At 73.5% G+C, this 22,074-nt stretch carries 21 protein-coding genes; 8 read left to right on the forward strand and 13 right to left on the reverse strand.

Annotated features, from left to right (window positions below):
* Position 1: 1 nt before the first annotated feature.
* Genes ACWC9R_RS24315 through ACWC9R_RS24330 form a run of 4 tightly spaced genes read right to left on the reverse strand, consistent with a single transcriptional unit; the run spans position 2 to position 2,676 of the window.
* A complete protein-coding gene (locus ACWC9R_RS24315) occupies positions 2-433 on the reverse strand; it encodes a lasso peptide biosynthesis B2 protein (RefSeq protein WP_450734466.1) in 432 nt (143 codons plus the stop codon).
* Positions 430-687: a lasso peptide biosynthesis PqqD family chaperone gene (locus ACWC9R_RS24320; protein WP_450734468.1), complete on the reverse strand. Its 258-nt coding sequence runs from the start codon at positions 685-687 to the stop codon at positions 430-432. Before ACWC9R_RS24320 ends, ACWC9R_RS24315 begins: the two co-directional genes overlap by 4 nt.
* Entirely contained in the window at positions 665-2,503 is a 1,839-nt protein-coding gene (locus tag ACWC9R_RS24325) for a lasso peptide isopeptide bond-forming cyclase (protein WP_450734470.1), read from the reverse strand. Before ACWC9R_RS24325 ends, ACWC9R_RS24320 begins: the two co-directional genes overlap by 23 nt.
* Positions 2,504-2,541: 38 nt before the next feature.
* Positions 2,542-2,676: a lasso RiPP family leader peptide-containing protein gene (locus ACWC9R_RS24330; protein ID WP_127152326.1), complete on the reverse strand. Its 135-nt coding sequence runs from the start codon at positions 2,674-2,676 to the stop codon at positions 2,542-2,544.
* Positions 2,677-3,198: 522 nt separating this feature from the next.
* Here ACWC9R_RS24330 and ACWC9R_RS24335 point away from each other — a divergent pair.
* The 4 genes from ACWC9R_RS24335 (at position 3,199) to ACWC9R_RS24350 (ending at position 7,474) form a co-directional block, all read left to right on the forward strand.
* Positions 3,199-3,978: a thioesterase II family protein gene (locus ACWC9R_RS24335; protein ID WP_450734472.1), complete on the forward strand. Its 780-nt coding sequence runs from the start codon at positions 3,199-3,201 to the stop codon at positions 3,976-3,978.
* Between the two features lie 416 nt (positions 3,979-4,394).
* Positions 4,395-5,387 (forward strand): alpha/beta hydrolase, encoded by a 993-nt coding sequence (locus ACWC9R_RS24340; RefSeq protein ID WP_450734474.1) that lies wholly within the window; start codon positions 4,395-4,397, stop codon positions 5,385-5,387.
* Entirely contained in the window at positions 5,380-6,672 is a 1,293-nt protein-coding gene (locus ACWC9R_RS24345; RefSeq protein WP_450734476.1) for an acyltransferase family protein, read from the forward strand. The genes ACWC9R_RS24340 and ACWC9R_RS24345 overlap by 8 nt, the downstream gene beginning before the upstream one ends.
* Before the next feature lie 97 nt (positions 6,673-6,769).
* Entirely contained in the window at positions 6,770-7,474 is a 705-nt protein-coding gene (locus ACWC9R_RS24350) for a class I SAM-dependent methyltransferase (RefSeq protein WP_450734478.1), read from the forward strand.
* Between the two features lie 69 nt (positions 7,475-7,543).
* Here ACWC9R_RS24350 and ACWC9R_RS24355 read toward each other — a convergent pair whose 3' ends face one another.
* The 5 genes from ACWC9R_RS24355 to ACWC9R_RS24375 all read right to left on the reverse strand — a co-directional run bounded on the left by ACWC9R_RS24355 (position 7,544) and on the right by ACWC9R_RS24375 (position 11,132).
* Positions 7,544-8,122: an NUDIX domain-containing protein gene (locus ACWC9R_RS24355; protein WP_450734480.1), complete on the reverse strand. Its 579-nt coding sequence runs from the start codon at positions 8,120-8,122 to the stop codon at positions 7,544-7,546.
* A gap of 161 nt (positions 8,123-8,283) precedes the next feature.
* The gene (locus tag ACWC9R_RS24360) at positions 8,284-9,486 is read right to left on the reverse strand and encodes an ATP-binding protein (RefSeq protein WP_450734482.1); all 1,203 of its coding nucleotides are present in this window, start codon (positions 9,484-9,486) and stop codon (positions 8,284-8,286) included.
* Positions 9,487-9,491: 5 nt separating this feature from the next.
* On the reverse strand, positions 9,492-10,169 hold the full coding sequence (locus ACWC9R_RS24365) for a response regulator transcription factor (RefSeq protein ID WP_450734484.1): 678 nt from the start codon (positions 10,167-10,169) through the stop codon (positions 9,492-9,494).
* A gap of 9 nt (positions 10,170-10,178) precedes the next feature.
* Entirely contained in the window at positions 10,179-10,625 is a 447-nt protein-coding gene (locus tag ACWC9R_RS24370) for a hypothetical protein (RefSeq protein WP_450734486.1), read from the reverse strand.
* A 15-nt stretch (positions 10,626-10,640) separates the two neighbouring features.
* Positions 10,641-11,132, reverse strand: a complete 492-nt coding sequence (locus ACWC9R_RS24375) for a hypothetical protein (protein WP_450734488.1) — start codon at positions 11,130-11,132, stop codon at positions 10,641-10,643.
* A gap of 1,082 nt (positions 11,133-12,214) precedes the next feature.
* On the opposite strand from ACWC9R_RS24375, the gene ACWC9R_RS24380 reads away from it, so the two are divergent.
* Positions 12,215-13,099, forward strand: a complete 885-nt coding sequence (locus ACWC9R_RS24380; RefSeq protein ID WP_450734490.1) for a glycerophosphodiester phosphodiesterase — start codon at positions 12,215-12,217, stop codon at positions 13,097-13,099.
* A gap of 302 nt (positions 13,100-13,401) precedes the next feature.
* Positions 13,402-14,718, forward strand: a complete 1,317-nt coding sequence (locus ACWC9R_RS24385; protein WP_450734492.1) for an acyltransferase family protein — start codon at positions 13,402-13,404, stop codon at positions 14,716-14,718.
* A gap of 612 nt (positions 14,719-15,330) precedes the next feature.
* Here the strand turns inward: ACWC9R_RS24385 and ACWC9R_RS24390 are convergent.
* Positions 15,331-15,765, reverse strand: coding sequence for a RidA family protein (locus ACWC9R_RS24390; protein WP_450734557.1), 435 nt, complete (start codon positions 15,763-15,765; stop codon positions 15,331-15,333).
* 987 nt (positions 15,766-16,752) lie between these two features.
* Positions 16,753-17,451 carry a spheroidene monooxygenase gene (locus ACWC9R_RS24395; protein WP_450734494.1) on the reverse strand — a complete coding sequence of 233 codons (699 nt, stop codon included), beginning with the start codon at positions 17,449-17,451 and terminating at the stop codon, positions 16,753-16,755.
* Positions 17,452-17,584: 133 nt separating this feature from the next.
* Between ACWC9R_RS24395 and ACWC9R_RS24400 the strand changes: the two genes are divergently transcribed.
* Positions 17,585-18,214 (forward strand): TetR/AcrR family transcriptional regulator, encoded by a 630-nt coding sequence (locus ACWC9R_RS24400; protein ID WP_450734496.1) that lies wholly within the window; start codon positions 17,585-17,587, stop codon positions 18,212-18,214.
* Between the two features lie 42 nt (positions 18,215-18,256).
* Here the strand turns inward: ACWC9R_RS24400 and ACWC9R_RS24405 are convergent, their stop codons facing one another.
* Both ACWC9R_RS24405 and ACWC9R_RS24410 read right to left on the reverse strand, forming a co-directional pair.
* A complete protein-coding gene (locus tag ACWC9R_RS24405) occupies positions 18,257-19,318 on the reverse strand; it encodes an alpha/beta hydrolase (RefSeq protein WP_450734497.1) in 1,062 nt (353 codons plus the stop codon).
* 165 nt (positions 19,319-19,483) lie between these two features.
* A complete protein-coding gene (locus tag ACWC9R_RS24410; protein ID WP_450734499.1) occupies positions 19,484-21,157 on the reverse strand; it encodes a bifunctional 3'-5' exonuclease/DNA polymerase in 1,674 nt (557 codons plus the stop codon).
* Positions 21,158-21,658: 501 nt separating this feature from the next.
* On the opposite strand from ACWC9R_RS24410, the gene ACWC9R_RS24415 reads away from it, so the two are divergent.
* Entirely contained in the window at positions 21,659-21,904 is a 246-nt protein-coding gene (locus tag ACWC9R_RS24415) for a chaplin (RefSeq protein WP_362611073.1), read from the forward strand.
* The last annotated feature ends 170 nt before the right edge of the window (positions 21,905-22,074 follow it).

Consider the following 22,074-nt stretch of genomic DNA (forward strand, 5'->3'; position numbering starts at 1 on the left):
CCTAGCCGCTCTTCGTCGGCCCCACCGGCGGTATGGAGATCAGGGGTTTGTAGTGGCCCTTGGGGTGGGGTTCGCCGATGGGGTGGTTGTCGGCTTCCACCCAGGCGTGGGCGGCGAAGGGGTGGGTGCGGACGCCGGTGCACCAGGTGGGCCAGGAGCCGCGGGCGCGGCAGAGGAGGGCGGTGGCGATGGAGCGCTGCAGGCAGCCCTGGCCGGCGCAGCGCAGGCTGACCGAGACGACGGCCTCGCGGGCGGCGAGTGCCTGGTCGGCGGTGGCCGGGCGGGCGCCGCGGCGGGTGAACTCCAGGACCTTGCGCAGCCGGGCGGGCTTGGCCTTGGCCAGCAGCCGGGCGATGCCGACGGCCAGCAGGGGCAGGAGGCGGCGGTGCAGCGGCAGTCTGCGGCGCTCGGACAGGGCGACGGGCAGGCTCATGCGATCACCAGTCGGGCGGCGCGGAGTTGTTCGATCACCGCGGTCACGTCGAGCTCGGCCCGGTGGGGGTCGATCCGGTGGCGGTCCGCGACGTCGGCGGCGATGCGGGCGGTGTCGTGGCCGTCGAGAAGTTGGCGCAGGACCTGGCCGCCGGTGGTGTTGAGCTGCCAGTAGCGGCCGGTGCGTTCGTTGAGCAGGACGGTGCCGTCGTCGGTGTCGGTGGCGACCACGTCAGGGTGAAGACGTACGGACATCGTCGGACCTCCAGGCAGGGGTGGGGCGGGTGGCGGCGCGGAGCCAGAGTTCGCAGCCGATCAGGGGCTCCAGGGCGATGCCCATGGCGTTGTCGGCCTGGGGGGAGAGCAGCTGGGTGCGCAGCTTCCCGGGGTCGATCAGGCCGTGGGCGGCCAGGGTGGAGTCGGTGAACAGGTCGAGGATCGCGGGGAGGTTGCGGCGCAGGCCCGTACTGGCCTCCTCGCTGAACTCGCCCTTGGTGGAGCGGCCCAGCACGTGCGCGGGGACGATGCCGCGCATCGCGTCGGCCAGCAGCGGCTTGTAGCGCCACGGGCCGGCGTGCGCGTCCACCCGTACGCCGAGGACGGCTTCGACGACCCGGTCGTCGTAGAACGGCGAGTCGAGCTGTACGCCCGCCCCGGCGAACGGGCGGGCCAGCAGGCGGTACCAGGGTGCGCTGGTGCGCAGCGCGACCAGGGACTGGTGCTGGCCCAGGTCGGTGGAGAGCGGCCGGGACCGGTCGGCCGCTTGCCGGAGTGCCGCGCGGGCCGCGTCGGTGGCGGCGCCGGTGGCCCAGGACGGTGCGCGCAGCGGCCACAGGCCCCAGCCGAGGCTGGGCCGGCGCCTGCGCAGCGGCGGGTCGGTGAGGTGCTCGGCCTGGGCGCGCCACCACGCCGCCTCGTCTCCGGGGCGGGTCAGCGCGGCCAGGGTGTGCAGCACGGGCCAGCGCCTGAGGGCGGCGTAGCCGCGGACGTGCCGCAGCGCGGTCAGCGGGCGGCGGCGGAGCAGCGGGTGCAGATAGCCGGGGAACGGGGTGAACAGCTCGTCCCCGCCGTGGCCGGCCAGATGCCGGCGGGCGCCGCGGTCCGCGAGCAGGCGGGCGGTGTGGCGGGTGCGGGCCGCGGTCCGGACGAACGGGTACGGCTCCTCGGTGTCCATGAGGGAGTCCGGATCGGCGTACAGCGGCGGGAGTTCGCCGGGCGGCACGACGAGGTGTTCGGCGCGGTCGAGGGCGCCGATGGACCGGGCGGCGAAGGCGGCGTCGTCGTTGCCCGCCTCGGCCTCGCCCCAGCGGAACGTCAGCAGCTCCGGGGTGTTCCGGGCGGCGAGGAAGCAGAGGGAGGTGGAGTCCATGCCGCCGGACAGGTCGCTGCTCAGCCGGCCCTCGGCGGGCGCCCGGTCGTGCAGCGCCGCGGTGAGCGCCGCCCGAACGGCCTCCGCCCCGGCCGTCAGCGGCTGTTCGGGCGCGGGCGGCCGCCACCAGGGCAGCGCGCGGGCCCGTTCGCGGTCCCAGACCAGGCAGTGGTCCGGCTCCAGTGGCGTGATGCCGGTCCACAGGGGCCGGTCGGCCAGCGGGGACGGGACGAGTCCCCCGCAGGCGACGCGTACGGCCAGGGCTTCGGTGTCGACCCCGGCGCCGGTCATCGCGGCGAGCACATCGGCCCGGTCCGCGGCGATGTCGGCCCCGTGCAGCCGGGTGTGGAACACCCGGCGCAGGCCGGTCAGGCTGCCCTGGACGCGTACCTGTCCGCCGGCCGAGACCACCACATGGCAGGCGCCCGGCAGGGACGCGGCCAGCGCGTCCACGTCGGCCACCGTCCGTACCCGCGCGGTGAGTTCGGACCACCGGGCGGCGGTGACCGGGCAGACCCCGATCACCGCCACCCGCACCGGGCCCGCCGTGGTCACCCGGATCTCTCCGGGGGACCACCGGCCCACCAGCCACGGCCGCCCCGAGGCGTGCTCAAGCACCCGGGGCGTCGCCCAGGGCGCCGCCGCGCGCGCCTCGTCTGCGGCCGCCGTGTCCGGCAGCACCACGAACCCGGCACCGGTCATCTACGCACACTCCCGAGAGTGGTCAGGGAAAGGGACGGTCAGCCGCCGTAGTGGCCGAAGATGTCCTTGCCCCAGCCGATGAAGCCCAGCGTGTCCTCGTTGAACTCGCCGACCTCGACCAGCATCGGGGGTGCGTAGGGCTCCACGGTGGACAGCTCGTTCTGCTCTTCCATCACAGCCTCCTTCGGTAAAGCAGGTGGACATCCGGCCACCTGCGGCAAGTGGACACCGTCGCCGGTCACTTGATCAAACTATTTATCGATCTCGGTACGGGTGTCCGTGCGTGTCCCGCTTTGGGCGGGGTGCGACGTGTGAGCGACCGTCAGGGTGGCTGAGTCCCGTGGTGAGGTGAACGGGCGGTCTCCGGACGGGAGTTGGGGATGGGTGTCCTCGCTGGTGGCGTGAGGTCCTGGCGGGCGTGGAGGTTCGGGGGTGAGGAACTCCTCCAGCCCGTCGAGCAGTTCCTCCGGGTCGCGCAGGCCGGTGCCGACGCAGTCCACCAGCAACTGCGCCTGACGGAAGGCGTCGGTGATGCCGCGCGCGGTGATGGAGTCCTTGTGGTGGCGTTGTTCCCGGCCGCTCCGGGGAGCCGGCGGTGTCCTGATACGGCGTCGACGGGGGCGTCCGCTACCGTCTCCGGCCGAGTCCGGCCCCGGTCGTACCTCCCCCGTGCCGTATCTCCCGAAGGGTTGAACATGACTGTTTCCCGCGCCGCGAGGGGGCCGCACAGCGCCCTCGGCCCGGAGTGGTTCCGCCGGCCCCGGCCGGTGCCCGAGCCCCGGCTGCGGCTGGTCTGCTTTCCGCACGCGGGCGGCGCGGCCAGCTTCTTCCGTGACTGGCCGCGGTGGCTGCCGGCGGACGTCGAACTGGCCGCGGTCTGCTATCCCGGCCGGGAGGACCGGATCGGGCTGCCCGCCGTCGAGGTGATGGACGAGCTGGCCGACCGGATCGCCGAGGCTCTGGTGCCCGCCCTGGACCGGCCGCTCGCCTTCTTCGGGCACAGCATGGGCGCCTCGGTCGCGCACGAGGTGGCGATGCGGATCGAGCGGCGCCACGGGCGGGTGCTGCGCCGGCTGGTGGTCTCCAGCCGCAGCGCCCCGTCCCGGCTGCGGCCCTCCGGGCTCTCCCGGGCGAGCGACGAGGTGCTGGTGCGCGATGTGCGGGAGCTGGGCGGGACGTTCTCCGCCGCCCTCGACCACCCCGATCTGCGGGAGCTGCTGCTGCCCACCATCCGCGCCGACTACCGGCTGATCGACGACTACCGGCCGGCCGAGCCGTCGCCCCGGATCGCGGTGCCGGTGAGCGCCCTGCTCGGCGACCGTGACCCGCATGTCGAGGAGGCGGACATGCGGGCCTGGGCCGAGGTGACCGAGGGGGACTTCGGGCTCCGGGTGCTGCCCGGGGACCACTTCTACCTGCTGGAACAGGCGCCCTCTCTGGTGACCGAGCTGGGCAGGCTGCTCACCAGCGGCTGACGGGCCGGCGGACCGGCCGGGAACCGGACGGCGAGGGTGCGCAGCGCGTCCACCGTCCGGTTCCCGGCCGGGCCGTAGCGCCCCGTCAACTCCCGGGACACCAGGTGGAACTCGGTGCGGCCGAGCACCACACCTCAGCCTTCCCCGATACCGCCCGCGTAACGGACCGCAGGGTTTCCCGCGCACCACCGGGAAAACCAGGACTGGGTGTGACAGCGGGCCGGTTGACCCTCCGCGGCCCGTCCCACGGGACCGTCCGCACCGCCCTCCGGGCCGCCGGCGCGCCCCGCGGCGGGTAGCCGACCCCCTACCTGAGAGCTACCGCGAAGTCCGTTCCGCAGTGTGATTCCTCCCGCCGCCCGCGTCATTAACCTCGGCTTCCAGTTCCCCGAACGGACAGGAAGGAAGGCCGGCGAATGCGCGCGGCACGTCTCAGGCGTGGGCTGGCGATGGCCCTCACCGCATGCTCCATCGTGGTGACGGTCGCCGCCGCGGCACGCTCCACGGTGCCGGGCACACCGACGCAGCCCATGCTGCCCGCCGTACGGGCGGACCAACTGGCCGCGCGGTACGCGGCGAACCACCGTTTCCTCACCGAGTCCGCGCGCGCGGCCCGCGCCATGGGCGACGACGGCCGGGCCGGGGTGCTCGCCCACATGGCGCGGAAGGACCGGCACTTCCTCTCGTTCAGCCCGCGCGGCGACGGCCAGGCCGTGGAGGTCCTGGGCGACCTCGCGCACGCCGACCGGATCGCGGTCGTGGTGCCCGGCTCGGACACCACCGTCGACACCTTCGACAAACTGGGCACCGTCCACGCGTCGTTGAACGGCGGCGCCCGCGCGCTGCACACTGAGATGCGCAGGCTCCAGCCGGACCGGAGGACCGCCGTGGTGGCCTGGTACGGCTACCCGGCGCCGCGCACCATGAGCCGGGACATCGTGTCCACCGACCGGGCGCTGGACGGCGGCCGCCGCCTCGCCGGACTGCTCGGTGACCTGCGGACGGTGAACCCCGCCCCCGTGGCGGTGCTCTGCCACTCCTACGGTTCCGTGGTGTGCGCCACCGCCCTGCGCCGCATGGACGCGCGCGACGAGTCCGCCCTCGCGGACGTGGTGCTCTTCGGCAGCCCGGGAACGGGCGTGCGCTCCCGGGCCGAACTGCGCACCCACGTCCCGGTGTGGGCGGGCCGCGGCGCCACCGACTGGATCGAGGGCGTCCCGCACGTCAGCCTCGATCTGCTGGGCGAGCAGGTCGGGTTCGGCACCGACCCCGTCACCCCCGCGTTCGGCGCGCGGATCTTCCCCGCGGGCCCCGGCAGCCACAGCGACTACCTCCGCCCCGGCGGACCGGCGCTGCGCGCCATATCCCTGATCGCGCTCGGCCGGGGCACGGAGGTCTCCGGTGACTGATCTGGAACTGCGCCCGGCTCCCGTCCGGCGGCCGCCGCTCCCCGTCCCGCCGCCTCCCCGCCCCGCCCGGCGCACCCCCTGGCAGGCCCTGCACGCGGCGGTGCTGCGCCTGGACGCGTCGACCCCGGCGGAGCGGGACCGGGCGGCGGACGTGCTGCGCGCGCTGGCCCTCGTGGCCGTGGTCCTGGGCCACTGGCTGGTGAGCGGCGTCGTCCTCCAGGCCGGCGGCCACCTGGCCGGCGACAGCCCGCTGCGGGACCGGCCCGGACTCGCCCCGGTGACCTGGGTGCTCCAGCCGCTGGCCGTGTTCTTCCTGGTGGGCGGCCGGGTCAGCGCCCAGGGCTACCGCGTGGCGCGGGCCCGCGGCATCGGCTACCAGGCCTGGCTGACCCGGCGGCTGGGCCGGCTCCTGCGCCCGGCGACGGCCTTCGCCCTCACCTGGGGGCTCGTCTGGCTGGGCCTGGTGCTCGCCGGCACCGCCCACGAGACGATCCACACGCTGATGTGGCTGGCGTACTCGCCCCTGTGGTTCCTCGGCGTCTACGCGCTGCTGATCGCGGCAACTCCCCTGGTGCACCGGGCCCCGGCCCGCGTCGCGGTGGCGGCCTGCCTCGTCGTGGCCGCGCTGGACGCCGGCCGCGCGCTGTCCCCGGACAGCGGCTGGGCCGACGCCCTCCGCCTGCTGAACCTCCCGGCGGGCTGGCTCGTCCCGTACTGCCTCGGCGCGGTCTGGGCGGCCGGCGGATTCGCCCGCGGACGGCAGGCGGTGGCGCTGCTGCTCGGTGGTGCCGGTGCCATGGCGGCGCTGGTCCTCTGGGGCGGCTACCCCGCGGGCATGGCCGGCGCCCCCGGCGTCGCCCTGTCCAACCTCCACCCGCCCAGCCTCGCGCTGGTCGCCTTCGGCCTCGCGCAGTCGGGCGCGGCCCTGCTGCTGCGCGCCCCGCTGCGCCGCGCGGTCACCGCCCCGGCCCCCACGGGCCCCGTGGCGCACCAACTCCGCGCCACCCCGGCGCAGTTCCTCTGGGCGGCGGTGGCCCTGCTCAACCTCGCGGCCCTCACGGTCTTCCTCTGGCACCAGACCGCGATGCTCGTCACCACCGTCATCCCGCTGGGCCTCGGCCAGGTCCTCCCGGGCCTGCACACCAGCCCCGGCGCCCCGCTGTGGACCGCGGCGCGGTGCGGGTGGATTCCGGTGTTCGTCCTCGTCCTCGCCGTGCTGGCCACGGCCGTCCGGGACCGGGACGGTACCCGTGCGCAACGGAGCGATAACCGAACAATAACGTGATGTGAGAAGGTAGTTCGCCGCCGCGCTGACCGTAGAAGCAGCCCATGTTCGTCCGTACGTCCGCAGTACCCGCACTCGTCTCCCCTCCGGAGGATTGATGTCCACCCTCACGCTCGAATCGATAAGCACGCTCTACGCGAAGTACGCGGATGACCTGCGGGCGGTGCGCGACGCACAGCGGAAGTTCCTCCAGGACAACAAGGAGACGGTGAAGGCCCAGCTCGACGACTACGAGGCGGAGATCACCTACCTGCTGCTGCGTGACCTCCGGCCCGAGGTCGTCGTGGAGGTGGGCACCTTCCGCGGCTGGTCCACGACCTGGATTCTGAGCGCGCTGCGGGACAACGGCACCGGCCACCTCTACTCCTTCGACATCGTCGACAACGTCGTGAAGAACGTGCCGGCCGAACTCTCCGAGGGCCGCTGGACGTTCACCAAGGGCGATCTGCGGGACACCATCGCCAAGGTCCCGGCGGAGACCGACTACCTCTTCATCGACGCCGACCACGGCGCCCGCTTCGCGCGCTGGTACATCGACAACCTCTTCCCGGTGGTCCGCCCCGGGACCCCGACCAGCGTCCATGACGTCTTCCACGGCCGCCGCCCCAAGCCCATGAGCGAGGGCTCGGTGGTCATCAAGTGGCTGGCCGCCCAGAACGTCGAGTACTTCACCCCGTCCGTGGCGAAGGCCCCCGAGGTGACGGCGCGACTGGCCGAGGTGAAGAAGGAACTGAACCTCAGCGAGCCGGTCCGGGAGAGCCGCCACAACCCGATGATCTACTTCAACCTCCCCCAGGCCTGACCCCGTCGCGGCACACCGCGAGTCCCCCGTCTCGGCCGAGGCGGGGGACTTCGGTGTTCCGGGCGCCGGTTACGGCAGCTGACGCACGAAGGCGACGACGAGGAGCAGGCCGAGGGCGCAGGCCACGGCCGCGGTGGGCAGCGCCCAGGCGGGGCGGCGTTCACCGCGCAGCGGGGCCGTCGTATGGCGGTTGAGCCGGGTGACGCCGGTCAGTATGACCAGCGCGAGGGCGACACAGGGCAGCGAGACGGCGAAGTGCGCCAGCCAGGCACCGGCCAGGGACGGGCCGCCCCAGGAGTGGTCGTGCGGAGCCCGGTCGACGAACCCGTACAGCGGCCCCCGGGCGACCGCCAGGGCGAGCGCACCGGCCGGCAGCAGGGCGAGGACGCCGAGAAGTATGGTCAGCGCGCCGTGGAACACCAGCCGGGCGGCGCCCGGCGCGGGGGCGCCGAGCGGCAGCGGCCCGGCGCGCAGCCAGCGCCGCCGGGCGGCCTCCCGGCGACCGGCGAGGGTGGAGCAGACCGCGAGGGCACCGGCGGGGAACAGGGCCACCGCGAGACCGGCGTGCCGGGCCGCCTCGGCCAGCCGGGGCGGGGGGCCCGACACGCTGTCCGGACGCCGCACGCCGGCGGGGGATCGGTTCGTCATGCCGGGACCGTAGGTTCGCGCCGTGCCTGCCCGCGTCGCTCCCCTGCGGTGTCCCCGCACCCGTACCGCGGTAGGGCGTCGGGTACGGCCGTTCGGCCCACAGGGGCACGCAGTCCCGGGGCGCCGGGCCGCCCGGCATCCGGCACCCCGTGAGCTCTCCGTCAGGCGTCCGGCGCGAGCTCCAGGACGGCCAGGGCGCCCCCGTCCGGCGGGTTCTCATACGTCACCCGGGCACCCAGCACCCGCGCCTGCCCGTCGACGATGGTCAGGCCCAGACCGACCCCGGCACCCCGCTCCCGGGCGCCGGTACGGAAGCGCTGGGGGCCGTGCGTCAGCAGCTCGCCGGGGAAGCCGGGGCCGTGGTCGCGTACCCGCACCGCGGTCCCCGTCACCTCCAGGGTCACCGGCGGGGCGCCGTGCAGCCGGGCGTTGGCGACCAGGTTGGCCAGAATCCGCTCGACCCGGCGGTGGTCGGTCGTCACCACCGACTCGCCGTCCACCCGCACCTCGACGTCCCCGCCCGCCAGCGCGGCCGCCCGCCGCGCCAGGGCGCTCGGCAGCACCTCCTCGCACTGCGCCTGCTCGACGCCCGGCACATCGAGCCGGGCCACCTCCAGGACGTTCTCCACCACGCTGCGCAGGGTGTCCACCCCGCCGCTGACCAGCTCGGCCGGGCGGCCGGGCGGCAGCAGTCCGACGGCGGTCACCAGTCCGGCCACCGGGGTGCGGAGTTCATGGGCGATGTCGGCGGTGACCCGGCGCTCGGCCTCCAGGCGGGCGCTGAGCGCGTCGGCCATGGTGTTCACGGCGGCGCCGAGCCGGGCGATCTCGTCCTTGCCCCGGGGCCGCACCCGGTCCGTCAGATCGCCGTCCGCGATGCGCTGCGCGGTGCGCGCGGACGCGGTGATCCGCCGCCCCGCTCCCGCCGCGGCGACCACGCCCAGCACACAGCCCAGCGCGGTGACGGCCGCCCCGGAGCCGAGCAGCACCCGGTCGAGGTCGGCGAGGGCCCGGACCTGTGGTGCGTAGGAGCGCCGGACCGCGATGACCTCCCGGCCGCTGCGGGTGGCCGCCCACAGCACCGGGGCGGAGCCGTCGGCGTGCTGGAGGAAGGTGGCCCGCACGGGGCGGTCGGTGACGGTCCGGCGGAGCGCGCCGGGCAGCCCCCGCGGATTCACCAGGGCGCCGTTGTCGACCCCGGAGGCGTAGGCGCTCACCGCCTCGACGAGCCGGGCGTCGAGCGCGTGCGCCGCGTTCTTCCGCTGGTCCTCGGCGGTGAGCTGGTGCACCAGCAGCCCGATGAGGGTGGCGACGATGGCCGCGGTCGCGGCGATGACCAGGGCGGTCTTGGTACGGAGTCCCATGGCGGTCAGGGCGCGAGCTTGTAGCCGAACCCGCGGACGGTCACGATGCGGTCGTGGCCGATCTTGGTGCGCAGGCGGAGTACATGGACGTCGACGACCCGGGTGTCGCCACCGCAGGTGTAGTCCCACACCCGCTCCAGCAGGGTGACCCGCGACAGCACCACCCCGGGCTCGGCCGCGAACTCCAGCAGCAGCCGCCGCTCGGTGGGCGTGAGCCCGATCAGCCGGCCCGCCCGGCGGACCTTCAGGGAGGCGGTGTCCACCGTGAGGTCGCCGAAGCGCAGCACCGGGTCGTCCGCGCGCGGCGCGCGCCGGGCGGCGTCCGCGGCGCGCCGCAGCGCCGACCGTATCCGGGCGACCAGCACCGGGATGTCGTACGGCTTGGTGAGGTAGTCGTCGGCGCCCGCCTCCAGGCCGAGGACGACGTCCACCGGGTCGGTGCGCGCCGACACCATCAGCACCGGCAGCGGGCTCTCCGCCCGGAGGAGACGTACCAGCCCGACCCCGTCGAGGCGCGGCAGCATCACGTCCAGCACGGCGACATCGGGCACCCGCTCACGGAACGCCGCCAGCCCGGCCAGCCCGTCGCAAACCGCGCGCACCCGGTATCCGTAGCGTTCCAGGGACAGTTGGGTGGCCTCCCGCAACAGGGAGTCGTCCTCCACGAGCAGCACGTCGGTCATGGGTGGTTCCTAGGGCTCGGGGAGAGGCAGCCGCACCGCGCTGAGGTCGTCCGTGTCGGGGGGCGGGAGGTGGGCGGACCGTACGGTGGCGAAGGTGTAGTACGAGACGTTCTCACGGCGCTGCAGACGGCTGAGTTCGATGGTGGCCGGATAGCCGTTGCGGGGGCAGTGGGGGATGCACCACATGCCGCGCAGCCTGCCGGTGGCCACGGCCTTCCCCTGCCCCCAGGAGCGCCAGCTCAGCTGCGAGACCGAGGAGAACTCGGTGAGCCCGAACCCGGTGGGGCGGGTCAGCGGATGGCCCAGGGTGTCGGAGACATAGACCGGGCCGCTGACCTGGCTGGGGCTCGGGGCGGGGCCCTCGACATGAGGCTGCTCGGAAGGGCCGCACCCCGAGCAGCCCACGGCCGCCAGCACCAGTACGCAGACGGTGAGCAGGGCCGTGGGCTTGTTCATCGGGAGTCTTCTCCGTCAGGTGGTGGCGAGGTGCTGCTTGCCCTTGAGGTCCTCGGAATCGTACGCACCGTTGCCGCCGGCCAGCTTCAGGGTGAAGGACGAGAAGACCTTCTTGCCGTTCACGGTCTTGGGGTCGGAGAGCGTGAGGGTGCCCTTCAGCGGCTTGTCCTGGCAGGTTTCGAGGCACCACATGCCGGTGACCTCGCCGGTGGCGACGGCCTTCTTCGTGCCCCACTCCTTCCAGTCGAGGTTGTCCATCGAGGTGAACTCGGAGAGCACCAGCGCCTCGGGGCTGCGCTCGGCCTTGCCCTTGTCGGCGTGCTCCTCGCCGATGTGGTTCATGACGTAGGGGGTGCTGTTGGTGCGGGCGGCGCTCGCGGTGTGCTCCGAGGCCGTGGCGGCCTGCGCCCCGGTGGCGGTGGCGACCGTGCCGAGGACGGCGACACAGGCCAGTGCCGTGCCGAGGGCCGTCTTGTGGCGCCGGGCGATGCTCGTGGTGCGCTTCATGGTTCTCGCTCCATCGTGTTGACCATTGGGGCGTAACAGAAGCTATGAGGGGCGTTTCTCGGCGGCCTGACAGCTGGGTAACAGCCGCTCATCGACCTCTGTAACGTGATCGACATACGGGAGAGCGCCGTCGGCAGCGCTCTCCCCGCCAAGAGAAAGACCAGGTCAGGGCGTTGGTGACGGACGCCAGTCCGCACCGGGCCCGATGCCGCGCCCCGGCCCGTGTCCAGCGACGGCCGTCCCGCCCCGTGACCCCCGGCGGACCGGTCGCCCTGCCGTCCCGGACCCACCCTGACGCCGCGCGGCACCGCGACTCCCAACTCGACGCCACAGAAGGCGATTCCGCCGCACCCGGCGCCAATGCCCAGGGCGCCGCGACCGGTTCGGCGGCGACCCTCGTGAGCCCGGCCGGGCCGTACCCGACGGTCCCGCCGGGAATCCGTACGCCGCGCCGGCGGCCCGAGCGGCGGAGACCGGGTCGGCGGACGGCCCGGCAGGGAGGGGGCAGCGGACGGCGGGCACCGGCAGCCGGCAACCGACCCGCCACCCCTGCCCGTGCGGGCCCGCCTCCAGGGCACCGCCGACGGCGCCGACCCGCTCGGTGAGCCCCGCGAGACCGGCGCCGCCGCCGTGGCGCCCGGCCCGGTGCCGGGCCGGCGGCCCCCGGTACGGGCCGTACGGGAAGCCGTGCCCGTCCGTGCCGGGGGCCGTCGGCATGCCACCGGCCGTACGGGGCGGGGGTCCCTCCGGCCCGCCGCGACCTCCGTCCCGCCGCGCCCACACGGCCCCTCTCCGCCCGCCCGTCGCCGACGTACGGCCCGGCCCCCGCCGCACGGATGGCGGGCCGTCCGGCACCGCCCCGCCCACCCCCTCCGCACCTCACCCCCACCCACCTGACCTGCGAGAAGGAGGCCGCCGGGGCGGGCGCGGCGGAGTGGTGGCGGCCGGTCCTCGCGTGGCGGGTGGCGCGGGATGCGGGCATGTTGAGGAGACAGCGGCATTCCTGGACGGGAGGAAGAGCCTGTGGGGGCACGCCCGACGCGGCCGGCGCCGTCGGGTGAGCGGACGCAGGAGGCCGCCGCATGCTTCGGAGATCACTGCGCGTCCCCGCCGCCGGCCTCGCCTACCTGACGCTGGCCGCGGTGTCGGCGTCCGCGATGGCGACCGGACCGGACGAGTTCGCGGACGTCGCCGTGAGCAGCGGGACGCGGGCCGGACCCGGCACCGCGGCGACCCGGGTGATCGCCCACCGCGGCGCCTCCCGCTACGCACCCGAGAACACCCTCGCCGCCGTCGACGCCGCCCACCGCCGCGGGTTCGTCTGGGTCGAGAACGATGTGCAGCGGAGCAGGGACGGCCGCCTGGTGGTGCTGCACGACACCACGCTGCGGCGGACGACGGACGCGGCCCGGGTGTTTCCCGGGCGGGCGCCGTGGCGGGTGGGGGATTTCACCGCCGCCGAGATCGCGCGGCTGGACGCCGGGAGCTGGTTCGGCAAGCGCTTCCGAGGGGAGCGGGTGCCCACACTCGCCGCCTACCTGCGCCGTCTGGACCATAACGGGCAGCGCCTTTTGCTGGAGATCAAGGCCCCCGAGAAGTATCCCGGAATCGAGGCACAGGTCATCCGTGAACTACGGGCACGAGGGTGGCTGGATCGCGACCATGTCCGTAGCAGGCTGGTGGTCCAGAGCTTCTGCGTGCGGTGCGTGAAAACCGTGCACGAACTTGTACCGCAGGTGCGTACCGGCATTCTCGGAGCGCCCGATGTGCGCGACCTGGCGCGCTATGCGCGGTTCGCGGACCAGATCAACCCCCGTGTGTCCGCGCTGAGTTCACACTGGCTGGCCGCCGTGCACCGGCTGCGCGGCCCGCACGGCCGCCGGTTGGAGGTCTATGCGTGGGACGTGGCGAAGAACACCACCGCGCGGTCCGTGCGAGCCAGAGGCGTCGAAGGTGTTATTCAATAGGGGCAACAGCCGTAGATTAAGGCAGCATTGTCCAGATCTCTCAGGGTGCCGGCCCGCACTCGCGGCCCGGCCTGCCGTCCACCGTGCGTGAAGGTGCTGTGGAGGGCAGATGCGCCGTGTGTGGCCGTGACCGGCGGGGATTTACGTGATTCCCGCCGCGGGGCTAAGGTGCCTGGGATGTTCGACGCCGCCACACTCCCCGTAAAAGAACTAAGACGCAGGATTTGGCTTTTGGGTTCCGATATACGGCCCGGCGCGGGCCAGCGTCCAGCTCCTCCCCTGGGAACCTTTCGGGAGGCTCCTTGAAGAACGAATATCCGGCGTACGGCGAACGGCGGGTGCCGCTTCCCCCGTCGCGGCAGATGTCGCATGACACGCTGAGTCGGACCGGCACACCGGCACCGCCGGAGACCGGCGGAACCACGGGCACGGCCACGCGTACGGCCACGGCGACGAGAGCACCGGCGGCCGCCTCCGGGACGGCGACGGCCGACCGGCCCGCGGCGGGCGGCAGCGCGCACGCCGCGCCCAGAAGCCATGCCAAGGGCCGCGGCACGGACCAGGCGAAGAACGATGCCAAGGCCGGTGCCACGGCGAAGCCGCGCGATGCCTTCTTCGACAACGCGAAGTATCTGGCCATCGTGCTGGTGGCGATGGGGCACTCCTGGGAGCCGCTGCGCGACGGCAGCCGCTCCGCCGCCGCGCTCTACATCACCGTGTACGCCTTCCATATGCCGGCGTTCATCATCATCTCCGGCTATTTCTCGCGCAGTTTCGATATGCGCAAGGACCGGCTCCAGCGGCTGATTACCGGCGTCGCCGTCCCGTACATCCTCTTCGAAGTCGCCTACACGCTCTTCAAGAGGTGGGCGGACGACGACCCGGGTTACCCGGTGAGCCTGACGGACCCCTGGTATCTGACCTGGTTCCTGCTGGCCCTGTTCGTGTGGCGGCTGACCACTCCGCTGTGGAAGATCGTGCGCTGGCCGGTCCCGCTGGCGCTGACCATCGCCGTGCTGGCGTCGCTGTCCCCGGACATCGGCGACGACATGGACCTCCAGCGGGTGCTGCAGTTCCTGCCGTTCTTCGTGATCGGGCTGTCGCTGCGGCCGGAGCACTTCAAGCTGGTCCGCCGCAAGAAGGCGCGCATCCTGGCCGTACCGGTCTTCGCCGCGGCGCTGGTCTTCGCCTACTGGGCGGCCCCGCGGATGAACGCCGCCTGGTTCTACCACCGTGACGCCGCCCAGGAACTCGCCGCCCCGTGGTGGAGCGGCGCGGTGATGACGCTGGCCATGTTCGGCTGCTCGCTGGTACTGGTGGCCTGCTTCTTCGCCTGGATTCCGGGCCGCACGATGTGGTGCACGGCGCTGGGCGCGGGCACCCTCTACGGCTACCTGCTGCACGGCTTCCTCGCCAAGGGCTCGCGCTTCTGGGACTGGTACGACAACCCGTGGATGCACACGCCGTGGGGCGCGGTCGTGCTCACGCTGATCGCGGGCACCGTGGTCACGCTGCTGTGCACACCACCCGTGCAGCGGGCCTTCCGCTGGGCGATGGAACCCAAGATGACCTGGGCGTTCAAGAAGGACCCGGTGGGGATGGCACGCAGCCGCAACTGACCGGCCGCACTCCCCACCGAACGGGGTGACGCATCAGCGTGGTACAGCACGGGGCGTACGTCCAAGAACACCACCAGGGGCGCCCGCCCCGCCGGAAGACCGGCGGGACGGGCGCCCCTGGTGTGTACGGAACGGGGCCCCTGGCTGGTACGGAACGGGGTTGGGCGGCCGCGCGGAACGGCGGCCGGGGCGCCGGGAACGGGCTGGGGCGCGGGGAACGGGCTGGCGAACCGGGAGCGGGCCGGGGCGGCGGGAACCGGCTGGGGACCGGGAACCGGCCAGGGCCGCCGGACCGGCCGGTCCGTCAGTCAGGGCGTGTCCGCAAGTCCCGTCCGGCTCGCGACGTTCCCCCAGCTACCGTTGGGAGGCGCCCCCCCCCGCACGCACTCCGCCCACACGCCTTATGCGCGCGGAAGACCGGACCCCCATGCTGCGCTGTCGGGATCGTCCACGTGGGCCCACTACGAGGACGCCCCTCCACCTCGCGAGCGCGCCCGACATCCCGTGGCTCCTCCGAGGAGCCGAGAGAGACGAAGCGAGTACACGAGCGAAGTGCACCAGACGCCGCGAGCCCCGCCCTCCGGGCGGACGAGGGGACTTGGCGGACATGCCCTAGCGGACGACGGCGATGCCCTCGATCTCGACCAGCGCGGCCTCGTCCCACAGGCGGGTGGCACCGATCACGGCCATCGCCGGATAGTCGCCGCCGACCAGCCGTTTCCACACCCGCCCGATCTCGCGCGCATGCCGTCGGTAGTCCGCGACATCGACGGCGAAGACGGTGAGCTTGGCGAGATCGGACGGACCGGCACCGGACGCCGCCGCGACGTCCAGAAGGTTCCTCAGCGCCCGCTCGAACTGCTTGACGACCCCGTCACCGACGATCCGGCCCGCACCGTCGAGCGCGGTCTGGCCGGCGAGGAACACCAGGGTGCCCGGAGCCGCGCGCACGGCATGACTGAACCCGGTCGGCGGCGCGAGATGCCCCGGATTCACCCGCTCCAGCTCACCCCCACTCCCACCCGCCGCCGCGCCGGCCCCCACCACCGCACCCAAACCGGCACTCGCACCTGCACCCGCTCCGGCGTCCGCACCCGCGCCCGCGTTCGCGCCGTGCCCGGCAGATCCGTCCGCCCCAGCGTTCATCCCGCTCCCGGCACCCATCCAGCCGACTCCCTCCGCCGCCAACTCATCTCATCCGTCCAGCGATTGAAGCCGCTCCGCTCCCCTTGGGGAAGACCTGAACCAGTGAGGCTGCACCACCCGGACACCACGTCTCTCACAGCCCTCGCAGCCTTCCGACACGAAAACCGCACCACCACTCACCGACCCCCGAAGGCACCCACCACTCACCACCGGGCACCCCTCGGCGAGTCTAGGACGTACCGGACAGATCCCCAGGGCGCCACGGCATCGCACGGCAAGGGGGTCGGGACCGCTGCCCGGCGGTGTGGGACGGTCGCGACGGACGGCGTCGCACTGTACGCACCGGACAGAACCACCACCATGACGCCGCAAACCCGCGACGGCACGACGCCCCACAACCGCCGGGCCCGCCCGCCGCTGCCTGTGGTGACGCAGGCTCACCTCCGGGGGCCCGCGTCACCGAACAGCTGCCGGGACCCGTCCGGCCTCTGCCGGCGGCAACGCGGACTCACCCCCGTTGAGCCCACGCCGCCGAACAACCGCCGGGCCTGCCCGGCTCTGGCCTGTGGCCATGCGGGCCCACCCCCGTGGGACCCGCGCCACCGACCACAACCCAGCGCCACCTGCGGGCCCGTGCCGCTCGCCCGCCCGTCGCTACCCGTTGGGCCCCGCCTCTCTTCCGCCCGTCACCACCGGTGCGCGCCCGTGCCGCCTGCCCGCACAGCCACCGCCAGTTGACCCCGCACGCGCCATGCGTCCCCGTCACCCACACCATCCCCGTCACCCACACCGGCCGCGTCGCCCACCCGCCCCGCTCGCCCGCGCGGGTGCCTCGCCTCGCCTCGCCTCGCCCCGCTCGCCCGTGCGGATGCGCCGACCCGCCGGACCTCACGGTATGCGCGGTGCCAGGCCCGCCTCGGTGACCGGTTCGCGGCCGTCCAGACGGCCCTGTGCGCCGTAGGGGCGGCATCGGAGGAATCCGGCCTCGTGGTGGAACGGCTTCTCCTGGTGGTCCCTGATCACCTCCTTGTGCTCGGGCTGTGCGGAGCCATAGGCGTAGCGCTGCATCGCCGACGCGCTCTGCCACAGGGAGAAGGTGCCGACGAAGCGGGGTGGCCGGGCCAGGGCGACCGAAGCGGTCATCGAGGGGTCGGCGGCGGCCCGGCCGGCGGCGCGGGAGTTGGCGCGCAGGAACGGCAGGGCGCGCCGCAGCCGCAGTTGCCCGAGGGTGAGCACGGCGACCGGCCCGTCCTGCTCGTCCTGCGCGGTGCCTGGCCCGATCTCGACCGGCATCGGGCCCCAGGAACCGGAGAACCGCAGCGGCCGCAACCGCACCTGCCAGCCGCCGGCCAGCAGCCGCGCCAGCGGGTCCTCGGCGAGAAAGCGGTCGAGCGCGGCATCGTCGTCCCACGAGGCGAGCAGTGCGGCGCGGCCGGGGCGCACCTTGGGCGGTCCGGCCGCGATGGCGCCGGTGAGCATGGTCTCGGCGTACCGCAGGCCGGGGGTCGCCCCGGGCCGTGGGCGCGCACGCAGGACACTGCGCACGGCACGGACGCCGACGTCGGCGATATGCACGGAAACGATCACGATATGAGCCCCCGCATCCCAGAGTTACTCGTGCGTATACCAAGTGGTACACGATCCAGTATGCTCGATCGCACCGGCCATGGCGATCCGAATTCACCACCGGATTTGAGCCAGATCGCAGGGAGGGGCCCGGATGAGCGAGATCGACCGGAGCCGCGCCGCGCGCGCGGAAGCCAGGACACGTATCGAGGAGGTCGCGGCCCGGCTGTTCGCCGAGCGCGGCTTCGCGGGCACCACCATCGGGGAGATCGCCGCCGAGGCGGGCCTGAGCAAGCCGATGCTCTACCGCCACTTCGACTCCAAACAGGAGCTGCACCTCGCCCTGCTGGAGCGGCACCGCGACGCGCTGGCCGCCGCCCCGGTCCGCGAACTCCTGCACGGCGAGGGCGATCTGGACACCCGGATGACGGCGATGTACGACGCCTGGTTCGGGTATGTGGAGAGCCACCCGTACACCTGGCGGATGATGTTCCGGGACACCACCGGGGACGCCCAGGTGCAGGCCTTCCACCGCGAACTGCAGCGCCGGCAGCGCGAAACGGACGTGGAGCTGCTGCGCGCGTTCGTGCCCGGTATCCCCGAGGCCGAGCTGGAGCCCCTGGGGGAGGCGATCCGCAGCGCGCTGTACGGCCTCGCGCTGTGGTGGCTGGAGCGCCCCGACCAGCCTCGCGAGCTGCTGGTCGGGACGATGACGCGGATCACCCGTGGCCTGATCTCCACCGTCGGGGACCCGGCCACGGAGACGCCGGGCGCCCCGGACTGAGCCCCGGCGCCCCGCTCAGGCGGGGGAGAACCGGCCTCCGGTTCAGGCCGCCACCGGATACAGCGCCGCCCTCAACTGCCCCGTCCAGTACGCCGACATCTCCCTCGCCACCCGGCTGTCCGGCGCGACCAGCTCGAACCCGTGCCAGGCGCCGGGCACATTGCGGACCGTGACCGGCACCCCGGCGTCCATCAGCCGCCGGGCGTAGGCCAGGCCCGCATCGCGCATCGGATCGAGATCGCAGACCAGCACAGAGGCCGGCGGCAGCCCGGACAGGTCGGTGGCGCGCGCGGCCGCGGCATAGGCGTCCGCCACGGCCGTCCCCGCCGGCAGATAGTGCCGCCACGTCCGCTGCACGCTCCGCCGGGTGGTCACCCGCGCGTCCTCGGCCCCGTCGGCCTCCGCAGCGCGCTCCTCCGCCCCGACCCGGTCGTCCAGATCCGGGATGCACAGCGACTGGTGGACGACCGCCGGGCCGCCGCGGTCCCGGGTCATCAGGGCGACCGCGGCGCTGAGCCCACTGCCCGCGGACTTGCCGGCGAGGGCGATCCGCGCGGGATCGATGCCCAGCTCGGCGGCCCGCTCCGCCGTCCATTCCAGGGCGCGATAACAGTCCTCCACCCCGGCCGGATAACGGTGTTCCGGGGCGAGGCGGTATTCGACGGTGACGACTACGGCGGGCAGCTCACGGCAGAGCGCGATCGCCGTGTGGTCCTGCCCCGGAAGCGACCGGCCGATGGCGAACCCGCCACCGTGGAAGTGCAGCACGGCGGGCAGGCCGCGACCGGCCCCCTCGGAGCCGGCTGCCCGACCACCCCGCCCCGGGGCGGTGTCCGCTCCGGAGCCGGCACCCGCCCCGCCCTCCGGCCGGTAGACCTCGACCGTCAGGGCACCGCCGTCCGCCCGTGGGACCTCGAACCGCTCGCTGTGCACCCCCGTACGGTCGGCCGGTAACGCGGCCAGCATCTTGTGGAACCGCGCGCGGGTGCCCTCGATGTCCTCGTACGGATCGAAGGCCGACTGCGGCAACGCCTCGAATGCCGGGACGAGTTCGGGATGCACCCGCATCGCCCTCGGGAGCTGTGATTCGGGCTGAGCGCTCATACGGGACACTCCTCGTTCAGATCGGACGTGCTGCGGCTTCTGCTCACGATCTTCACTCTGCACCCCCGTGCCGCCGCCGTCTCCGCCCCTGCCCGCCGACGTGCCGCAGCCAGCTATCCATCAGCCATCCCATCCGCCTCCACCCCATCCGCCTCCGCCCCGCCCTCACTTCGCGTCCGCGTAGCACTCCACCACCGCCGTGGTGAACGGGAAGCGGACCGGAGTCTCCCCGAACGCGATCCGCCCGGCCGTCCCGGCCGCCGCCGTGACCGCCTCGGAGACTGCCGCGGCCTCCTCGGCGGGGCAGTGCACGATCACCTCGTCGTGCTGGAAGAAGACCAGCTCGGCGCGGAGTCCGCCCGCCCACAGCGAGTGGCGCAGCGCGGCCAGCATCAGCAACGCCCAGTCGGCCGCGCTGCCCTGTACGACGAAGTTGCGGGTGAACCGGCCGCGGGCCCGGGCGGCCGCCGTATTGCCGCCGTACCCCGTGGGCTCCTCCTGGGGGAGGCCCGCCTCGTCGGGCGGCGCCACGGAAGCGGGCGGGCAGGTACGGCCCATCCAGGTGCGCACCAGCCGGCCCTCCTCACCCGCCCGCGCCGCCTCGTCCACATACGCCACCGCGGCCGGATAGCGGCGGCGCAGATCGGCCATGTGCTTGAGGGCGTCACCGGACGTCTGCCCGTAAATGGCGCCCAGCAGCCCGAGCTTGGCGCGGGCGCGGTCCCCGCCGAACGCACGGGCCGCCAGGTCCGCGTACAGGTCCTCGCCGCTGCCGGCCACCTCCATCAACCCCCGGTCCCGGGAGACGGCCGCCAGCACCCGCGGCTCCATCTGGTCGGCGTCGGCCACCACCAGGCGCCACCCCGGATCGGCGCGCACGGCCTGCCGGATCACCTTGGGGATCTGCAGCGCGCCGCCGCCGTTGGCCGTCCAGCGGCCGGAGACCGTGCCACCGGGCAGGTACTCGGGGCGGAACCGGCCGTCGTGCACCCACTGCTGCAGCCAGGACCACCCATGGGCGGTGTGCAGACGGTAGAGCTTCTTGTACTCCAGCAGCGGCGCCACCGCCGGGTGATCGATCTGCTGAAGCTCCCACTTGCGGGTCGAGGTGAGGGAAATCCCCACCCGGGCAAAGGCCTTGATGATCTCGTTCGGCAGGTCCGGGCGCACCCGCGCACCCCCGAAGGCCCGCGACACCTCGTCGGCCAGCTCCACCATCCGGCGCGGCTCCAGCCCGCCCGGATAGCGCTCGCCCAGCAGCCCGTCGAGCAGCGCGCGGTGCACATCGGCCCGCCAGGGTACCCCGGCCCGCCCCATCTCCGTGGCGACCAGCATGCCCGCGGACTCCGAGGCCAGCAGCAGCCGCATCCGGTCCGGATGTTCGGCCCGCTCCGTACGCGCCACATGGCCGGCGTAGACCTCCAGGAGCGCCGTCAGCTCGTCCGTCCCGGGAGGCAGCGGCACCGGGCCCGGCTCGAACAGCGACGGCTGGGTCTCGGCCGTACGCACCGGCGCGTCCTCGGGGACGGGCAGACCGTGCAGCCGCGCCCAGGCGGCGGCCAGCGAACGCGGCTGGCCCGACTGACCCTCCTCGTGGCCGATCAGCAGCGCCTCCGCGGCCTCCACGTCATAGCAGCGCTCGACCCGCACCCCCGCCGCCCACAGCCGCCGGTAGATCTCCCCGGTGGACCGCCACACCCACCGCTCGACCTCCGGCCGACCCCGCACCGCCGCCGCGAGCGAACGCTCCCGCACCACCGGCCCCGCGGCCCGTCCGTCCGCCCCGAGCGGGCAGAGACGAGCACCCCCGTCGCCCGTCTCCACCACCGCCCACCTCATGCCTTTGAGTCTTGCACCACCCACTGACAATCGCCCTGACCAGCACGAACACCCCGACAGAGGCACCTGCCCCGACGACGGCACCCCGCCCCGACAGTGGAACCCGCCCCGACGACGGCACCCCACCCCGACGGAGCCACGACCGAACCCGGCCACCCCGCCCACCCGCCGGATGCCCGCCCGCGCCCCACGCCGCGGGCGAGACCAGACATCCTCCGCGCCCCACCCCCGCATTCGCCGCCCCCATTACCGCCCCACAGGCCACCGCCCCGCCGCCCATACACACACCCCGGCCGACAATCTGCTTTGTCCGGCGCCCTGTTGGGATGCCGCCGGGCACGGCAATATCCCCCTCGCCAATGCCGCCCACTTCTCCCGGACTTGCGCTCGCGCATTCACCCGATTGAACCGCTACCTTCGGCACGGTTGATGAGTTGAGCAGCTTGTCGCTCTAAGCGACGCGTTCGGATTTCTGCTTGCTGCTCAGTGAAGAGGTTCACCGTGAAGTTTGTTTCCAAGGCCGCCGTCCTGTCCGCCGTCGCGGGGCTCGCCGTTGTTGGCGGAGCCGGTGTGGCCAGTGCGCACGGCGGGGCCGGCGCGGCGGGAGTTGCCCAGAACTCTCCCGGTGTGGTCTCCGGCAACCTCATCCAGGTTCCGGTCGACGTGCCGGTCAATGTCTGCGGCAACACCATCAACATCGTCGGCCTGCTGAACCCGGCGTTCGGCAACACCTGCCTCAACGTCTGAACACCGCAGAGCTCTTGAGGCGGTCCGCCCTGGGGCGGTCGGCTCTCACGGCAAAGGCCGGTACGAAGAATTCGTACCGGCCTTTGCCGTGCAAATCCCGTTGTGGGACGCAATGTTGGCCGTCCGCAGTGATATGTATCTATGGTTTCGTGGCATTCGGGTGAAACGGC

It is taken from the genome of Streptomyces sp. NPDC001219 (assembly GCF_053597915.1).

What these genes read in the sequence shown, in the direction of transcription:
- ACWC9R_RS24340 (WP_450734474.1), top strand. Translation starts at nt 4,395, where the DNA reads ATGCGCGCGGCACGTCTCAGGCGTGGGCTGGCGATGGCCCTCACCGCA.
- ACWC9R_RS24315 (WP_450734466.1), bottom strand. Translation starts at nt 433, where the DNA reads ATGAGCCTGCCCGTCGCCCTGTCCGAGCGCCGCAGACTGCCGCTGCAC.
- ACWC9R_RS24380 (WP_450734490.1), top strand. Translation starts at nt 12,215, where the DNA reads ATGCTTCGGAGATCACTGCGCGTCCCCGCCGCCGGCCTCGCCTACCTG.
- ACWC9R_RS24355 (WP_450734480.1), bottom strand. Translation starts at nt 8,122, where the DNA reads ATGACGAACCGATCCCCCGCCGGCGTGCGGCGTCCGGACAGCGTGTCG.
- ACWC9R_RS24325 (WP_450734470.1), bottom strand. Translation starts at nt 2,503, where the DNA reads ATGACCGGTGCCGGGTTCGTGGTGCTGCCGGACACGGCGGCCGCAGAC.
- ACWC9R_RS24350 (WP_450734478.1), top strand. Translation starts at nt 6,770, where the DNA reads ATGTCCACCCTCACGCTCGAATCGATAAGCACGCTCTACGCGAAGTAC.
- ACWC9R_RS24330 (WP_127152326.1), bottom strand. Translation starts at nt 2,676, where the DNA reads ATGGAAGAGCAGAACGAGCTGTCCACCGTGGAGCCCTACGCACCCCCG.
- ACWC9R_RS24410 (WP_450734499.1), bottom strand. Translation starts at nt 21,157, where the DNA reads ATGAGGTGGGCGGTGGTGGAGACGGGCGACGGGGGTGCTCGTCTCTGC.
- ACWC9R_RS24400 (WP_450734496.1), top strand. Translation starts at nt 17,585, where the DNA reads ATGAGCGAGATCGACCGGAGCCGCGCCGCGCGCGCGGAAGCCAGGACA.
- ACWC9R_RS24360 (WP_450734482.1), bottom strand. Translation starts at nt 9,486, where the DNA reads ATGGGACTCCGTACCAAGACCGCCCTGGTCATCGCCGCGACCGCGGCC.
- ACWC9R_RS24375 (WP_450734488.1), bottom strand. Translation starts at nt 11,132, where the DNA reads ATGAAGCGCACCACGAGCATCGCCCGGCGCCACAAGACGGCCCTCGGC.
- ACWC9R_RS24320 (WP_450734468.1), bottom strand. Translation starts at nt 687, where the DNA reads ATGTCCGTACGTCTTCACCCTGACGTGGTCGCCACCGACACCGACGAC.
- ACWC9R_RS24365 (WP_450734484.1), bottom strand. Translation starts at nt 10,169, where the DNA reads ATGACCGACGTGCTGCTCGTGGAGGACGACTCCCTGTTGCGGGAGGCC.
- ACWC9R_RS24370 (WP_450734486.1), bottom strand. Translation starts at nt 10,625, where the DNA reads ATGAACAAGCCCACGGCCCTGCTCACCGTCTGCGTACTGGTGCTGGCG.
- ACWC9R_RS24405 (WP_450734497.1), bottom strand. Translation starts at nt 19,318, where the DNA reads ATGAGCGCTCAGCCCGAATCACAGCTCCCGAGGGCGATGCGGGTGCAT.
- ACWC9R_RS24335 (WP_450734472.1), top strand. Translation starts at nt 3,199, where the DNA reads ATGACTGTTTCCCGCGCCGCGAGGGGGCCGCACAGCGCCCTCGGCCCG.